This is a genomic window from Cutibacterium porci, assembly GCF_009696315.1.
GTDB classification, from domain to species: domain Bacteria; phylum Actinomycetota; class Actinomycetes; order Propionibacteriales; family Propionibacteriaceae; genus Cutibacterium; species Cutibacterium porci.
The window spans coordinates 139,786-155,653 of record NZ_VUMG01000004.1; the positions used below are offsets into that span (position 1 = coordinate 139,786).

Consider the following 15,868-nt stretch of genomic DNA (forward strand, 5'->3'; position numbering starts at 1 on the left):
ACCCGGGCTATGCGTCAGTTCAGACGTTAAAACCAATCGCCTGAAGCTGCGCCCGACCATCGTCGGTAATGCGTTCTAGACCCCACGGCGGCAACCATACCCAGTTGATCGTCACGGACTTCACAATCCCTTCCAACACGGTCTGGGTGTCGTATTCCAGTCGATCAGTCAGCGGGCAGGTGGGGCTCGTCAACGTCATATCAATCGTGACATTGCCCTCGTCATCGATATTGACTCCGTAGACGAGACCGAGGTCAACGACGTTAACCATGAGTTCAGGGTCGATGACATCCTTCATCGCCTCGATGACGTCATCGACGGTAGGCATCGCCGTCAGCGTCACCTCTTGGGCGGGAAGTGCGTTCTCCTCGCTCATCGGCTCTCCTCCTTCGTCTCTGTGCTGCCAGTTCCTGCGCCAGAACCAACCTTGGCTGGGGAGCCCTCGGTCGCCTTGAGCAGACTGTCCTCCAAGGCGGACCAGCCGAGCATGGCGCATTTCACCCGGGCCATAAGTTTGGCGACTCCTTCAAAGGCGATGGCGTCCTCGTAGGTGTCCTCGTCGAGTTCAACAGTCCCGCGCGAGCGCATCATCTCTTGGAACCCTCTGTAGAGGTCCTGAGCTTCGTCGATGGTTTTGCCAATGACAAGGTCGGTCATGACTGAGGTCGATGCCTGAGAAATTGAGCAACCGACGGCGTCGTAGGACACGTCTGTGATGACATCTCCATCTAAGTGCACGCGTAGCAGCAACTCGTCTCCACACGACGGGTTGACTTGACTTACCTCGGCGTCATAATCCTCACGCAGCCCGCTGTGATGTTTTTCCCGGTAGTGGTCCAGGATGATTTGCTGGTACATCTCTTCGACGTTCATGACACACCTCCGGCGAAGAAACTTCGAGCGTACTCGACGGATTCGACGAGGCGATCCACCTCGTCAGCCGTGGAGTACAAGTATGACGACGCACGAAGAGAGGATTGTATTCCCAGCCTCTCGTGCAAGGGCCTGGCGCAATGGTGCCCACCTCGCACCGCCACACCGTGGCCATCCATGATGCTCATGGCGTCGTGCGGATGTACCCCCTTGATGGTGAAGGACACCGTTCCAGTACGGGCGGTGGCGTCAATCGGTCCCAGGATCCGCACCCCCTTGACGGTCTGGAGTCCCTCAAGCATCCGAGCAGCCAGGTCATGCTCGTGCTCGGCAATGGCTTCTCTCCCGATGCCGTCTATGTAGTCGGCAGCTACCCCGAGCGCGGCGAGCTGTGCAATTGGCGGGGTGCCGGCCTCGAAACGGTGCGGGGGCTCAGCGTACGTCGAGCCTTCCATGCGCACGACCTCAATCATTTCGCCACCGCCAAGAAATGGCGGCAACTCAGCGAGCAGATCGTAGCGTCCCCACAGGATGCCAATGCCGGTGGGACCACACATCTTGTGACCGGTGAAAGCCACCAAGTCAGCGCCCAAGGTCGTCACGTCGACGGGCATTTGGGGCACGGCCTGGGATGCATCGACGACCATGACGGCACCCACCGAATGGGCCCACGTAGCGATCTTCTCTATGGGGTTAATCGTGCCCAACACGTTGGAGGCTAATGTCAGCGAAACAACCTTGGTGTGCTCGTTAATGAGCCCCTCAGCGTCGGCCTTTTCGAGATCGAGAAAACCGTCTTCAGTGATGTCGAACCATCTCAGAGTGGCACCCGTGTGCTGACAGACGATCTGCCAAGGAACCAGGTTGGAATGGTGCTCCATCACCGAAATGACGACCTCATCTCCTGGCCCGAGACGCTCACCGAGCGTGTGGGCACACAAGTTGAGGGCCTCCGAAGCGTTCGACAGGGCCACGACTTCCTCCGGACGCGCCGCCCCGATAAAACGCGCTATGCGTTCCCGTCCGCCCTCATACGCTTGGGTGGACTCCAACCCAAGCCGGTGCATGGCTCGGGCGACATTGGCGTTGTGACGCGCATAGTGCTCGCTCAAAGCGTCAATGACGACTTGAGGTTTCTGAGAGGTATTAGCCGAGTCGAGGTACGTCAATGGGTATTCCCCCACCCTCGTTGACAAGATGGGGAAATCTTTTCTGATTTTCTCGACGTCGTAATGCATAATCAGGCGTTGACCTTGGACACGTACTTCTCGTAGCCCTCGGCCTCGAGTTCCTCACCCAACTCCGGACCACCCGTTGCGGCAACGCGGCCATCCACATAGACGTGAACCTGAGTGGGCTTCACATAACGCAGGATTCGGGTGTAGTGGGTGATGAGCATCAGACCATGCTCGGGGTCGGTCATGTAGCGGTTGACCGTATTAGCAACGACCTTGAGGGCGTCAATATCCAAACCAGAGTCGGTCTCGTCAAGGATGGCGAACTTCGGGTGCAGCAGCTCCAACTGAGCCATCTCCGAGCGCTTCTTCTCGCCACCGGAGAATCCTTCGTTGACGGACCGCTCAGCAAAGTCGGGATCAAGTTCCTGACGGGTCAAGGCCTCGTTGACCTCCTTAACCCAGGTGCGCAATTTCGGGGCCTGGCCCTCGATAGCAGTGCGGGCGGTGCGCAGAAAGTTAGCGACGGAGACGCCGGGTACCTCAACGGGGTACTGCATCGACAAGAACAGGCCGGCACGAGCACGCTCGTCGACGGTCATCGCCAGGAGATCTTCACCATCGAGAGTGACGGAACCACCTGTGACGGTGTACTTAGGGTGACCGGCCAGGGTGTATGCCAGGGTCGACTTACCCGAACCATTCGGGCCCATGATGGCGTGGACTTCCCCGGAATTGATGGTGAGGTCAACTCCCTTAAGGATCTGTTTGGGACCGGCCTCGGTTTCAACGTCAACGTGGAGGTCATTGATCTGCAGGGTTGCCATAGTGATTCAGGACTCCTTGGTGATGGGGTTAGCAACGTCGACGAGGATGTCGTCGCCGTCAATAGTCACGGGATAGACAGGAAGTGGTTCAGTGGCGGGGAGGCTCCGTGGTTCCCCTGTGCGCAAGTCAAAAAAGGAGCCATGCATATAGCACTCCAGGCCACAATCAACGACATCTCCGTCGACCATCGGCACCTCTGCATGGGTACACGTAGCTCCGACGGCGAATACCTCACCGGCGGTGCGCACCAAGACGATGTCGGTGCCGTCAACCTCGAACTCTTGGGGAGAATCCTCCTCGAGGGCTGACAGAGTAGTAACGACGGACATCAGCCCTCCTCTACAGCAGTCGAGGAGCCGAGGTTCTCGACGAGTTCGGCCTCGATGCGAGCCACAAGCTCTTCCGAAATTTCGGGCACGCCGATCTTGCGGACAATGTCGGTAAAGAAACCGTGGACAACGAGGCGGCGCGCCTCAGCCTCCTCAATACCGCGCGCCTGCAGGTAGAACAGCTGTTCGGCGTCGAAACGTCCGGTGGATGCGGAGTGTCCAGCTCCACGAATATTGCCAGTCTGGATCTCCAGATTTGGTACCGCGTCGGCACGACAGCCCTCGGTGAGGACGAGATTCTTGTTGGACTCGTAGGTGTCGATGTCTTGCGCCACGGGACGAATAAGTACGTCACCGATCCACACAGAATGTGCGTCCTTGCCCTGCAAGCAGCCGCGGAAGTCCACGTGGGATTCGGTACTGGGAGCGTTGTGATCGACGAACAGACGGTGCTCAATGTGCTGGCCGGCATCAGCGAAGTACGCGCCGAGCTGAGTCAGGTTACCACCGGGGCCAGTGTAGGAAGCTGTCTGACTAATGCGTACCGCCTTGCCACCGAAGCTGGCCTGGGCGGTGCGGACGGTGGCGTCGCGACCGATCTCAAAAGAGATCTGAGCACCATGGATAGCAGCGTCATCCCATTCCTGGACGAACAGCACAGTGACCTGCGCACCGTCACCAATACGGAACGTCCAGTTCTCACCCAGGTGAGCCACGCCACGGTGACGCACAATGAGTGTGGATTCAGCGTGGTTGCCAATTTCGACGACGACATTATGGTGACAGGAAACTTCGTCGTTACGGCCTGTGACGGTGACCTCGACTGGAGCCTTGAAGGTAGCTTCGGCTGGTATGACGACGCGGCGATTCACCGCGTGCGGATCTGCCGCGGCCAGGGCCGATAGACGATCCTGCGGGGTTTCTGCCAGTTCTTGTAGCTCGCCTGCTGCAAGGTCGGTGACGGTAACGCCGTCTGCCCCCTTGATGTCAACGTCGATGACGCTGGCCTGCTGGCTCGACTCAGGCGCAACCTCGGACAAAACCGGCTTGAACGTCTTAATTGGGGTGAACCGCCATATCTCTTCGCGCCCAGTGGGCATGGGGTGGTCGGCGATCTCCCACGATGGGGACGGGTGAAGATGGGATTCGACGTCGTTTTCGATGGCGACGTTGTGGCCCTTGTGGGGCGTGGCGACTGGTGCGCTCAACGCGGTGTCTCTCTTTCTCGAAAAAGTAGGGGTCGTGGAGGCTCGGGCCGGATCAGCCGACCGCACCCTCCATCTGCAGTTCGATGAGTCGGTTGAGCTCCAGGGCATATTCCATCGGTAGCTCCTTGGCGATGGGCTCGATGAATCCGCGCACAATCATGGCCATTGCCTCTTCCTCAGTGAGACCACGCTGCATGAGGTAAAACAGCTGATCCTCACTGACTTTCGAGACTGTGGCCTCATGAGCCATTGACACCTCATCAGTACGAATGTCGTTGTAGGGGTAGGTGTCCGACCTTGAGATGTCATCGACAAGGAGGGCGTCACAGCGCACCGCCGACGAGGAGTGATGGGCGTCCTTACCCACGGAAATCAGGCCGCGGTAGGCCGAGCGTCCCCCGCCCTGGGAGATCGACTTGGAGACGATTGTCGATGAGGTATACGGGGCGTTGTGGATCATCTTGGCGCCGGTGTCCTGATGCTGTCCTTCGGCAGCAAAAGCGACTGACAGTGCCTCGCCCTTGGCATGAGCGCCCATGAGGTAGCAGGCTGGGTACTTCATGTTCGACTTGGAGCCGATGTTGCCGTCGATCCACTCCATCGTGCCCCCTTCCTCAACGTAGGCACGCTGAGTGACGAGGTTGTACACGTTGTTCGACCAGTTCTGGATAGTTGTGTATCGGCACCGCGCATTTTTCTTGACGACGATCTCGACGACTGCGGCATGCAAGGAATCCGACTTGTAAATCGGGGCGGTGCAGCCCTCGACATAGTGAACGTATGCGCCTTCATCGACGATAATCAAGGTCCGCTCAAACTGTCCGAGATTCTCGGTATTCATACGGAAGTAAGCCTGCAGCGGAATGGTGCAGTGAACTCCCTTTGGCACATAGATGAAGGAGCCGCCCGACCACACCGCCGAGTTGAGGGCCGAGAACTTGTTGTCACCTAGCGGCACAACACTGGCGAAGTGCTCACGGAAAAGCTCAGGCTCCTCCTTGAGTGCAGTGTCGGTGTCGAGGAAGACGACACCTTGCTTGCCGAGCTCTTCGTTGATCTTGTGATAGACCACCTCAGACTCGTACTGTGCCGCAACTCCGGCGACCAGACGGTCTTTTTCGGCCTCCGGGATGCCCAAACGGTCGTAGGTGTTCTTAATGTCAGATGGCAGGTCCTCCCACGACGCCGCCTGACGCTCTTGGGCACGCACGAAGTATTTGATCTGGTCAAAGTCGATCGTGCTGAGGTCGACGCCCCAGGTTGGCATCGGTTTGCGTTGGAAGAGCCTGAGAGCTTTGAGACGCATATCAAGCATCCATTGCGGCTCGTGCTTCATCGCCGAGATACCGCGCACGACATCCTCGGATAGTCCGCGCTGGGATGCAGCAGCGTAAGCGTCGGAATCATGCCAGCCATATTTGTAACCGCTCAAAGCAGCCAGGTGTTCATCTTGGCTAGCGCCGGCGCCCGGGACGCTCGTAGGGGTGTCAACCTGGGTCATGAATGGTCCTTTCGGATGGATGGACGCTGGGACGGCTCGGAAAGTGCCCGGCGGGTGATTTCGACGTCGACGGGAACATGGGTGGTGCATACCCCATCGCCGTGTGCGATCGTCGCCAACCGCTGGACGTGGGACCCGAGGAGTTCAGAAAACAGCTGAGTCTCAACCTCGCATAGCTGCGGGAAGACCTTAGCCACTTCGGCGACGGGGCAATTGTGTTGGCAAATCTGCTGCCCGGCACCGGCAGGTTGGATAGTGGCGACGTATCCGTCAGCCGACAGGGCCTCAGCGAGCAACTGGGCTGGGACGTCGTCGGGGTGCATCTGACGCAGCGCGCGGTAACGCAACTCGATGTCGTCGACTCGCGCCTTAGCTACTGCGTCAAGGGCGGACGGGCCCGCCGCGTCAGCAAGCTGCCGGAGGGCCGATATCGCAAGATCGTCGTAGGCGGTGTAATAGTCAGCCCGCCCGTGATCGGTCAAGAAAAACACCCGGGACGGGCGACCCCTTCCGCGAGCACCAAAGACTTTCTTTTCACGGGAATCCACCAGGCCCTGACTCACCAGGGTACTGAGATGACGACGTACTGCTGCTGCTGTCAAGCCGAGACGATCAGCTAGTTCACCGGCCGTCGACGGGCCATTGTGCAGGATGGACGACATCACACGATCCCTCGTGGACCTGTCCGTAGCTTCCTGCTTGTGCTCGCCGACGACGTCGAGACCTGTAGCGGCCACCTCGGTGTCGGTCGAATTTTTCACAACACCATTGTTACCTAAACCGACTCCGATGCAAATTAGGTCATCCTATGTCGGTGGCAGCCCACCGATGGGCACCCCGAGCAACACAACGAGGCCGAGACCATGCGTGGCTCGGCCTCACTGATGCAAAGCCGGACCACCTGCACAGCCTCATGCCCTTTGACCGAATCAACATTCGAGGTGGTGAGTTTCTCCGCCCGCGACATGACGCTGGTGTCCTGACATGCGGAGCAGACGAGGTCACCTTGATACGACGAGGTCACCTTGATACTCGGAGAAGGAGAGACCTCGCCCCGAGAGTCGCCACATCCAAACAGGCCGACGAGACTAACCATCAGAACTGGCAGCACAGCAAGTCTTCTCACCACGTCACCGACTTCTTCCACGCGCGAAGGCCACTCAACTGGGTCACGTAATAAGTACACCGATATTGCGTGCCTGCCTTTTTCTCCCATGACCTGTGACGACGCCAGCATAAATCATCTTGCCAGATCCATTGTTGCAATACACTGACCCTCCAGAATCACCACCCCTGAAGCCATTACATCCATGCGTATTGATACGATCTTCATTCTTCGCAAGTTTTGTGACATGACCAGTCCTTACATTATTTCCCATACGTCGCCTGGACCACAAAACAACAGATCTGTGCGGCCGTCCTTCTGGACGCACACAACTGGCGGTCACCTGTCAAGGACCCACAATTCGCCCCTGCACCGCGATGCCGAGACGAGGATGACTATCCGGAATTGTAGACGTCAGCAGAATAAGATTTTTCTGACAGCATCTTCCAATCACCTTAAATAGCTGCGTTTCCTGGATGCGACGTGGTGTATTTGTTACCAACAGCTTCACCCTGCGGCGTATAGTGTGTTCCGCCTGAACAGGCCCCGCAGTGAGCATGACATAGTGGCCGTTGTAACGGGCTCGCGGCCCCAACGAGCACATGAATCCCTTGGCCCTGATATCTGCACCGGAAGTGATTTGAGTCGACTTCAAGTCCAACGACGAAAGCTCCACCTCAACGACATAGATGGGAGGGATGCTTCCGTTGGACCGCCCCAGCCAATCACACACTCGAAGGGCCTTGATGTAAATCCTCAAGCCCGATTAATCACGATAAAACTCGCCCCCACCCCATACGTCGCGATGCCGATCAAAAACGCTCGTCAATTTATCACTGGCATCATTGGCTTGTCTGAAAGGAGAGCCATCAAAAGAATACAGACCGAGGACTCTCACAGATCGCACGGACCGGCTCCCCCTCTTCCGGTGCCGCTTGGGACGCCCCTGCCTGAAATACAACAGCAGAGAATCCCCACAAGACCCAAAGACGACCATGAATTGTTGTTCATAGCCATCACCATTCTCTGAACGAGGTAACAGCACTAGCAGACGTAGGTGTCATCGATGACAAAAGGGCGTCGTTATCCTTTTCCCGAAATTAAATGCCGCAACACCAGAACACCCACTCGGTCAAGCCTGCGACAACACTCACATAAAGTCCCCGCGTGGCAAGAATCCGTACCTCACACATTTTCCCCGAGAAGTGAGTGTCGGCCACGATGGGGTGTGACCGCCAAGGACATGTCAATGGCTGCCCGATGAAGGCCCGTCTGCGACAGGTCCCAGGTCGCGCCAGCGCCACGGTCGCGGTCATCGACCGACGTCACACCAAGGCCTACACGATGCCCGCAAGGTCCTCCAGCAGGTGTGGGCAGTCTCGGGGGGATTGTGTGGCACATATCCGGCCGGCCGCGGTAAGACCGAGAAGATCAGCCAAGTCGCTTGCCGTCGACGGGCCGTTGTGCAGGATGGACGACCTCACGCGATCCCTCGTGTAGCTGTCACCACTGGCCTGCTGGTGTCCGCCGACGACATCGCGATCCGCGACTGTCAGGTGGCTCTCGGTCGTCAGCTCAAGTTCTCTCCGCACTCCACGATCCGATGCCACCACACCTGTCCATCGTCAGTCAGTATGTACACCTTGCCTGGCGCGACGTGGCAGTCCGCTTCAGTGGGAACGGGTGTGTCGCCCAGGATTCCGGACTTGCGGATCTCACGCATATCGGCGTCACTGTAAGGGCCTTGTGGCACGACTTCCTCCGCTTGACCTGACGGTTTTACCCAGCACACCCAGGCCTTGTGTCCCTTGATGTGGGCAAGATTGGATGTGGTCAGTTCTTGAGCGCGGTCAAGCTGATCTCGGTCTCGGCACATAGCCAGTGCCGCTGATGATGTCGTCGCGACGGGTGGTGAGGCCTGGTCGTCGGGCTTCGGGGTCGAGGTGCACGCTGTAACCATCAGTACCATCGCGACGATGGCACCCCACCATGCCGAGCTTCTCCTTACCATCCGACTGAGCTTTTCCACGCGCGAACTCCACTCAATTGCGTGGCGTAGTAGGTGCATCGTTTTGTGTCCCCGGCTTCCACCACGAGTAACCTCTAACCAAGCCGACATAGACCATCTTTCCGGATCCATTGTTATAATACATTGGGCCGCCCGAATCTCCCCCTCTAGTACCATTACAACCATGGGAATTCCATCTACCCTCTTGCTTGGCAAGCTTTATTTGATGACCAGCCGTAACACCATCAAGCTTGCTGCGACCAAAATTGCCTTGCACGATATATCCGCAGATCTGCCCCGTAGTTCTACCCGAGCTGCACAGCTGACGGCCAACAGCGAGACCACCAAAAAAGAGCCCAGCGCCAGGATGGCGTGATGACGAGGAATTCCCTGCGTTATACACGTTTGGCGAGTACGATTTTCCCGCAATCAACTTCCAGTCACCATAGACGTTCGCATTCCCCGGATACGCGGTAGTGTATTCCAACTGGCCTTTTTGTCGGGGTGTAGTGAGTGCCACCAGAGCAATGACCTGCCGTGAGCATCATATACTTATCCCCCTAGACGAGCACGGGGCCAAGTGAACACATCAGCCCTTCTGCCCGAATATCCGCACCAGCAGAAAATGGCGGCGCATCATTTCCACGTGTCGCAGCATTCCTCCCTTCGATGCCGGTACGAATATATACAATAGAAACTTCGACCGGACCATTGACCTTCCGAGCCACGCGAGGAACCGAGGACATGACCCGTACCGAGGCTTGCTTACCCAATCGACTCGACGTCACCCCCGACGACTCAACGACCACTCGACCGTTTTCAGGATCCGAGTTAGCCGACATGACCGGAGATGGATCGCGATCAAGCGCAGCCTGCTCCGCGGCCTCAAATTCAAGGGACGAGAACCGGGATTTATAGACATGAATTCCCACTTTGGGATAATGAGCCGATACATCTCCGATAGCCTTCTTGGACGCATCATCCTGATAGGCGATGTAGACTGCAAGACCACTGTAATCGCGACAGAAATGCACCCCAGCCCAACTGTCACGATGCTCAGAGAAATAGTTCGACAGTTCTTCACTGGCCGCCAATGCATCACGGCCAGGAGAGCCGATGAACTCATAGGATCCCGGTTCAGTCTGGGCGCTTTCGCAGGCAGGCTTCGAATCCTCGGAAGGAGGTTCAGCTGATGCACTCGGCCCTGTCCCCGCTATCGCACCCACAACGAGAGCAGATGCCAGACACACTCCCATAGTTCTTCGCAGTTTCATGATGCTTCTCCCATCAGTCGCTGATATCCAGTCACCGATGACTGGATGATGTCGTGTAGCATCACCGTGGTGGAACATCACACGACGCCGTAGGCCGACGATCTTTACGGCAAGTAAAACATACCTGCAAACGCGACACAAGACCCCCTCCGGTGTCCGCGATGCCGCTGCCCGCAGCGCCCAACCGAGCAACGGAACGCCCAGCCCCATGCAGACCATCGCAAACTTTTGCGTGACATCACCCGAAACGGCAGCGGACGTCAATGAACCACCGCCCAGCCCACACCGCCAAGCGCAAAATGTGGGCAAACTCACACTGTAGACCCTGGACAGCGATGCAAAAACTTGCAAGGATTGCAGCAGCTTGCAAAAGAGTGACACCGACATGTCCTCCTGATGCAGAACCACGTGCTCGACAATGATCGTCGAGCTGCCTTGAAAGGTGTGACCCATGTCCGATATCACCCGTCGCTCGATGCTCCTTGGAAGCCTCGGCGTCGCTGCCGTCGGCGTCCTGTCCGCATGCGGCGGCAATGACTCCCCCTCGTCATCCACGTCGTCAGCATCCGGTGCGGCATCCTCGGCCGCCGGAGCTGCCGGCTCAATCCTGGTGTGGACTGACTCCAACCGTGAACCCGTCCTGCGCAAGGTCGCCGAACAGTTCAAGTCCGACACCGGCGTTACCGTCAAGCTGGCTGTCAAGGACTTCGCCAAGATCCCCGACGATTTCATCACCCAAGTCCCGACTGGTAAGGGTCCTGACGCCGCCATCACTGCCCACGACAACACCGGCCGTATGGTTCAAAATGGCGTCGTCGCCCCGCTAGAACTTGGTGACACCTCTGCCTACCAGGACGTCGCCATCCAGGCCTTTACCGTCAACGGCAGAATCTACGGCGTCCCCTACGCCACCGAGAACATTGCCCTGGTTCGCAACACCAAGTTCGTCAAGGACGCCCCAAAGACCTTCGATGAGATGATCGAGATGGGCAAGAAGTCCGGCGCGAAGTACCCCTTCCTCGTCGGCCTTGACCCCAAGCAGTCCGATCCGTACCACCTGTACCCGTTCCAAGCCTCGTTCGGTGCCCCGGTCTTCGAGCTCAAGGACAACGGCTTCGACGCCAGCAAGGTCACCATGGGCGGCGCTAACGGCGAAAAATTCGCAACCTGGCTGGCTGAGCAGGGCAAGACCAAGAACCTCAACCTCAACATCTCTCAAGACATCTCCAAAGATCTATTCGGCAAGGGACAGGCTGCCTTCATCCTCACCGGACCGTGGAGCCTCGATGGCTTCAAGAAGGCTGGCATCACGTACGAGATCAGCGAGGTTCCCTCCGCCGGTGGCCAGCCTGCCACCCCGTTCGTCGGTGTCCAGGGATTCTGGATGAGCGCCAAGACTAAGAACGCCGTCGCCACCCAGAAATTCCTCGTCGAGTACGTCGGTAACCCGGACGTTCAGGCCGAGCTGTTCAAGGTCGGCAACCGCCCGCCGGCCAACAAGCAGGCCTTCGAGAAGGCCAAGGCAGACAAGGATGTCGCTGCATTCGGGGCCGTCGGCCAGAAGGCCGTCCCGATGCCGAACATCCCCGCCATGGGCTCGGTGTGGGCTGACTGGGGCGTCGCCGAGGCCCAGATCATCAGTGGCAAGGCCTCTGACCCCAAGGCCACCTGGGACAAGGCCGTGACGTCCATCAACGACAAGATCACGAAGGGCTGAGCTCAACCTGGGGGCGCACGAGATCGTGTGCCCCCACCTCCCACAACGCCCATGACGGCGTTATCTCACCTGGCTCGTTGAACCGGAGAACCCCACATCATGTCATCATCGCCAACCATTGATCACGAGGCTCGGGAAAGGCGTATCGCCGCAGCCAGCGGCAAGTACTCCGGGTCGCTGTGGGCCTGGATCATCAAGATCGCACTTCTTGGCGTCCTTGATGCGATCGCCGTCTACGGCGTCATGACCGCCATCGCCCATGGATCCACTGTGATGGCCATCGGTATCGGTGCCGTCGCCGTCATCATTACTGTCATCTATCTGCCGCCCAACCGGATATTGCCGGCCAAATACCTGGCGCCCGGCATCGTCTTCATGCTCATCTTCTCGGTGGGCGTTATGGCCTACACGATCTACGTGGGCTTCACGAATTACGGCGATGGCCACAACGGCAGTCGCGACGACGCCGTCGCAGCCATCCAGCGCAACAATCAGGAACGAGTACCGAACGCCCCGGTGTACGACTCCACCGTTGCCCAGAAGGACGGCAAGCTCGCCCTCATCGTCATTGATCCGCAAACCAAGAAGGTGCAGGCCGGCACCTCCGATGAAGCCTTGGAACCGGTCGAGGGAGCTGAACTCAATTCACTGGGCAAGATCAAGGCCGTTCCCGGCTACCGCATCCTCCCCTTTTCCGAGGTCTCCCAGCGCAGCGATGAGATCTCCACGCTCCAGGTCCCCGTGTCCAAGGATTCGTCGGCAGGCTTCATTCGTACCACCACCGGCTCCCAAGCCTTCGATTTCATCTCGACGATGACCTATGACGAGAAGACCGGAACGATGACCGACAAGAAAGGCACCGTCTACAAGGACAACGGCCGTGGCAATTTCGTCTCAGCGTCCGGAAAGGTATTGGAGCCCGGGTGGAAGGTCACCGTCGGATTCGAGAACTTCAAGAAGGCTCTCACTGATCACGACGTCCGTGGGCCGTTCCTTCGAGTGACGGCGTGGACCTTCGCCTTCGCCGTGCTGTCGGTGCTCACCACCTTCGCCCTCGGGCTAGCCCTGGCCCTGTTGTTCAACGACACGTCCATGAAGGGCCACAAGTTCTATCGCATCCTCATGCTCCTGCCCTATGCCTTCCCAGGGTTCCTGTCAGCCCTGGTGTGGTCGGGCATGTTCAACCAGGAGTTCGGATTCATCAACCAAGTCCTGTTGGGTGGGGCATCCATCCCCTGGCTGACGGATCCCTGGATCGCCAAGGCAGCCGTCCTCATCGTCAACCTGTGGCTGGGCTTCCCTTATATGTTCATCGTCTCGACGGGTGCTCTGCAATCCATTCCTGGCGACATCCTCGAGGCCTCTCGGATTGACGGGGCGAGCACCTGGCGGACGTTCACGAAGATCAAGCTGCCGCTGCTCATGGTGCCGCTGGCGCCGCTGCTCATCAGCTCCTTCGCCTTCAACTTCAACAACTTCGTCCTCATCTACATGCTGACTCTCGGTGGCCCCCGGTTTACCGACACCAGCCTCGACGTCGGTGCCACCGACATCCTCATCTCGATGGTTTACAAAATCGCCTTCTCTGGCGCCGATCGGGATTACGGCCTGGCGAGCGCCTTCTCGGTCATCATCTTCATCATCGTCGGCGTGATCTCCTGGCTCGGATTCCGCCAGACCAAGGCCCTTGAGGAGGTCAACTGATGAGCACCGCAACGGTATCCTCTGCTATCACAGAAGCGAACCGCCGCACCCCGTTTTCCAAGCGGCTCAAGTCGCAGTGGTGGCGTCACGTGCTCGGCATCATCGCTGTCGTCTTCGCGGCCTTCCCGCTGGTCTACGTCCTGTCCGCGTCCCTGTCGCCGGGTGGCACCCTTACCGGATCCAATCAGCTGTTTTCGAAGATCGACTTGTCGAACTACACCAAGCTCATGAGCGATCCGGTGCGCCCATACGGCCAGTGGTACCTCAACACCATCGTCATCGCCGCAATCACCGCACTGTTCACCGTCTTCCTAGGGGCCTTGGCCGCCTACAGCTTCTCCCGGATGCGCTTCAAGGGGCGTCGCGGTGGTCTGTTGGCTCTCATGTTGGTGCAGATGTTCCCCCAACTGCTGACGGTGGTCGCCATCTTCCTGCTTCTCACCTGGCTCGGTGACGTCTACCCAGTGCTGGGCATCGGGTCCCGGTTGGCACTCATCATGGTGTACCTGGGCGGAGCCCTAGGAGCGAACACCTACCTCATGTACGGCTTCTTCAACACCGTGCCGCAGTCCCTCGATGAGGCTGCCAGGGTGGACGGTGCCGGCCACGCCCGTATCTTCTTCACCCTCATCCTGCCGCTGGTGGCCCCGATCCTGGCGGTGGTCGGTCTGCTAAGCTTCATCGGCTCCTTCACCGAGTACGTGGTGGCCTCGGTTATCCTCGGCGCCGATCCGCACACGTCGACCCTGGCCATCGGTCTGTACCAGTACGTCTCCACGGAAACCAGCTCCAACTGGGGAGTTTTCGCAGCCGGCGCAGTGCTCGCCGCTCTCCCTCCGATGGTGCTGTTCCTCTGGCTTCAGAAGTACATCGTCTCCGGTCTGACCGGCGGCGCAGTGAAGTGACGTGACACGCTGCCAGGAGAAGAAGAGATGAACGGACCAACCCTTGCCGAGATCGCCGACCAGGCAGGCGTCAGTCAAGCTACCGTCTCCCGAGTTCTCAATGACAAACCGGGGGTCTCAGACTCCACCCGGCAGTGTGTCCTCACGGCCCTTGACGTTCTGGGATACCAGCGCCCCACCCACCTCAAGCCTGTCACGACGGGGCTCGTGGGGCTCATCGTCCCTGAGCTCACCAACCCCGTCTTCGCCAGTCACGCCCAAGACATCGAAACCCTGCTATCCAAGGAAGGCTATGCCACCGCGGTGTGCACCCAGGCTCCCGGCGGTATGCGCGAGGACGACTACATCGAGGTACTGAGGTCGCGTCAGGTGTCGGGGATCATCGTCATCTCCGGATCTCACGCCGACACCACGGCAGACATGTCGACCTACCGGGAGCTGGTCGATATCGGGCTACCCCTGGTGCTCGTCAATGGGTACGCCCCTGGCGTCGCTACCCCGCAGATCAGCGACGACGACGTGTCGGCCATGGATCAGGCAGTCGCCCATCTCGTCGGCCTTGGGCACGAGCGCATCGGCCTCGCGGTGGGTCCGCGTCGATACGTCCCGGTGCAGCGCAAGGAACAGGGCCTGCACGCAGCCATGGATCGTCGTCTCGACGGGCGCGGCAGCGTCACCGTCAGTCATACTGTTTTCTCTGTTGACGGCGGGGCCCGTGCCACCGTTGATCTGCTCAATAATGGGGTCAGCGCCATCATCTGCGGGTCTGATCTCATGGCCCTGGGAGCTATCCGGGCTGTCCGAGCGCAAGGATTGTCAGTTCCCCACGATGTATCAATCATCGGGTGTGACGACTCCGCCCTTATGAGGTATACCGATCCACCGCTAACGAGTCTTCACCAAAACGTTGGGCTTATTTCCGCAATGGCAGTCCAATCTCTGATGGGACTCATTCGAGGAGAAACCGTCGCGCTCGGTGAGCGTCTCGTGAGACCGGAACTGGTCATCCGGGCCACTACGGCTCGAGCGGCGACGGCGAATCTCTAGGCGAGGGGCTGCGTATACCGAGCCGCGCTGTACCTATGAGCGATATCTGCCTTGTCAGGTGATATTCGGCACATCCTGGCACCGAGTGCTGACAACGGAACGACCACGTCATACGGTTAGAGGCAAGGCTTGCACGAAGGCAGGCACACGAGAGGTTCTCAGGGAAGAGACAGCATCGTGAACACGACTGACAA

15 protein-coding genes and 2 pseudogenes are annotated in these 15,868 nt (G+C 58.7%); 5 read left to right on the forward strand and 12 right to left on the reverse strand.

The genetic code is table 11. The features are described from left to right. Nucleotides 1-19: 19 nt before the first annotated feature. The 10 genes and pseudogenes from FYJ43_RS10785 to FYJ43_RS10825 form a co-directional block, all read right to left on the reverse strand. Nucleotides 20-376: a metal-sulfur cluster assembly factor gene (locus FYJ43_RS10785; RefSeq protein WP_154564732.1), complete on the reverse strand. Its 357-nt coding sequence runs from the start codon at nt 374-376 to the stop codon at nt 20-22. Continuing rightward, nucleotides 373-873 (reverse strand): Fe-S cluster assembly sulfur transfer protein SufU, encoded by a 501-nt coding sequence (sufU, locus tag FYJ43_RS10790; protein WP_154564734.1) that lies wholly within the window; start codon nt 871-873, stop codon nt 373-375. The genes FYJ43_RS10785 and sufU overlap by 4 nt, the downstream gene beginning before the upstream one ends. After that, entirely contained in the window at nt 870-2,111 is a 1,242-nt protein-coding gene (locus tag FYJ43_RS10795; protein ID WP_154564736.1) for an aminotransferase class V-fold PLP-dependent enzyme, read from the reverse strand. Before FYJ43_RS10795 ends, sufU begins: the two co-directional genes overlap by 4 nt. A 2-nt stretch (nt 2,112-2,113) precedes the next feature. Beyond that, nucleotides 2,114-2,875 (reverse strand): Fe-S cluster assembly ATPase SufC, encoded by a 762-nt coding sequence (gene sufC, locus FYJ43_RS10800; RefSeq protein WP_154564738.1) that lies wholly within the window; start codon nt 2,873-2,875, stop codon nt 2,114-2,116. Nucleotides 2,876-2,881: 6 nt separating this feature from the next. After that, nucleotides 2,882-3,205, reverse strand: a complete 324-nt coding sequence (locus FYJ43_RS10805) for a non-heme iron oxygenase ferredoxin subunit (RefSeq protein ID WP_154564740.1) — start codon at nt 3,203-3,205, stop codon at nt 2,882-2,884. Next, nucleotides 3,205-4,305: a Fe-S cluster assembly protein SufD gene (sufD, locus tag FYJ43_RS10810; protein ID WP_154564904.1), complete on the reverse strand. Its 1,101-nt coding sequence runs from the start codon at nt 4,303-4,305 to the stop codon at nt 3,205-3,207. Before sufD ends, FYJ43_RS10805 begins: the two co-directional genes overlap by 1 nt. A 160-nt stretch (nt 4,306-4,465) precedes the next feature. Beyond that, nucleotides 4,466-5,914 (reverse strand): Fe-S cluster assembly protein SufB, encoded by a 1,449-nt coding sequence (gene sufB, locus FYJ43_RS10815; protein ID WP_154564742.1) that lies wholly within the window; start codon nt 5,912-5,914, stop codon nt 4,466-4,468. Then, the gene (locus FYJ43_RS10820; protein WP_326833599.1) at nt 5,911-6,675 is read right to left on the reverse strand and encodes a helix-turn-helix transcriptional regulator; all 765 of its coding nucleotides are present in this window, start codon (nt 6,673-6,675) and stop codon (nt 5,911-5,913) included. Before FYJ43_RS10820 ends, sufB begins: the two co-directional genes overlap by 4 nt. 1,753 nt (nt 6,676-8,428) lie before the next feature. Further along, nucleotides 8,429-8,593, reverse strand: a pseudogene (locus tag FYJ43_RS12350) (transcriptional regulator); the annotation flags it as partial. Further along, nucleotides 8,590-9,030 carry a hypothetical protein gene (locus FYJ43_RS10825; protein ID WP_154564744.1) on the reverse strand — a complete coding sequence of 147 codons (441 nt, stop codon included), beginning with the start codon at nt 9,028-9,030 and terminating at the stop codon, nt 8,590-8,592. The pseudogene FYJ43_RS12350 and the gene FYJ43_RS10825, both read right to left, overlap by 4 nt. A 181-nt stretch (nt 9,031-9,211) precedes the next feature. On the opposite strand from FYJ43_RS10825, the gene FYJ43_RS10830 reads away from it, so the two are divergent. Further along, nucleotides 9,212-9,403, forward strand: a complete 192-nt coding sequence (locus FYJ43_RS10830; protein WP_154564746.1) for a hypothetical protein — start codon at nt 9,212-9,214, stop codon at nt 9,401-9,403. A gap of 184 nt (nt 9,404-9,587) precedes the next feature. Here FYJ43_RS10830 and FYJ43_RS10835 read toward each other — a convergent pair whose 3' ends face one another. Continuing rightward, nucleotides 9,588-10,301 (reverse strand): hypothetical protein, encoded by a 714-nt coding sequence (locus FYJ43_RS10835; protein ID WP_154564748.1) that lies wholly within the window; start codon nt 10,299-10,301, stop codon nt 9,588-9,590. Between the two features lie 319 nt (nt 10,302-10,620). Then, nucleotides 10,621-10,928, reverse strand: a pseudogene (locus FYJ43_RS12500) (hypothetical protein); the annotation flags it as partial. Between FYJ43_RS12500 and FYJ43_RS10840 the strand changes: the two are divergent. From FYJ43_RS10840 to FYJ43_RS10855, 4 genes are all read left to right on the forward strand, one after another. Then, entirely contained in the window at nt 10,912-12,018 is a 1,107-nt protein-coding gene (locus tag FYJ43_RS10840; protein ID WP_326833600.1) for a sugar ABC transporter substrate-binding protein, read from the forward strand. The pseudogene FYJ43_RS12500 and the gene FYJ43_RS10840 overlap by 17 nt on opposite strands. Before the next feature lie 99 nt (nt 12,019-12,117). Continuing rightward, nucleotides 12,118-13,722, forward strand: a complete 1,605-nt coding sequence (locus FYJ43_RS10845; RefSeq protein WP_154564752.1) for an ABC transporter permease subunit — start codon at nt 12,118-12,120, stop codon at nt 13,720-13,722. Further along, nucleotides 13,722-14,627: a sugar ABC transporter permease gene (locus FYJ43_RS10850; protein ID WP_154564754.1), complete on the forward strand. Its 906-nt coding sequence runs from the start codon at nt 13,722-13,724 to the stop codon at nt 14,625-14,627. The genes FYJ43_RS10845 and FYJ43_RS10850 overlap by 1 nt, the downstream gene beginning before the upstream one ends. 27 nt (nt 14,628-14,654) lie before the next feature. Beyond that, the gene (locus FYJ43_RS10855; protein WP_154564755.1) at nt 14,655-15,674 is read left to right on the forward strand and encodes a LacI family DNA-binding transcriptional regulator; all 1,020 of its coding nucleotides are present in this window, start codon (nt 14,655-14,657) and stop codon (nt 15,672-15,674) included. Nucleotides 15,675-15,868: the final 194 nt, after the last annotated feature.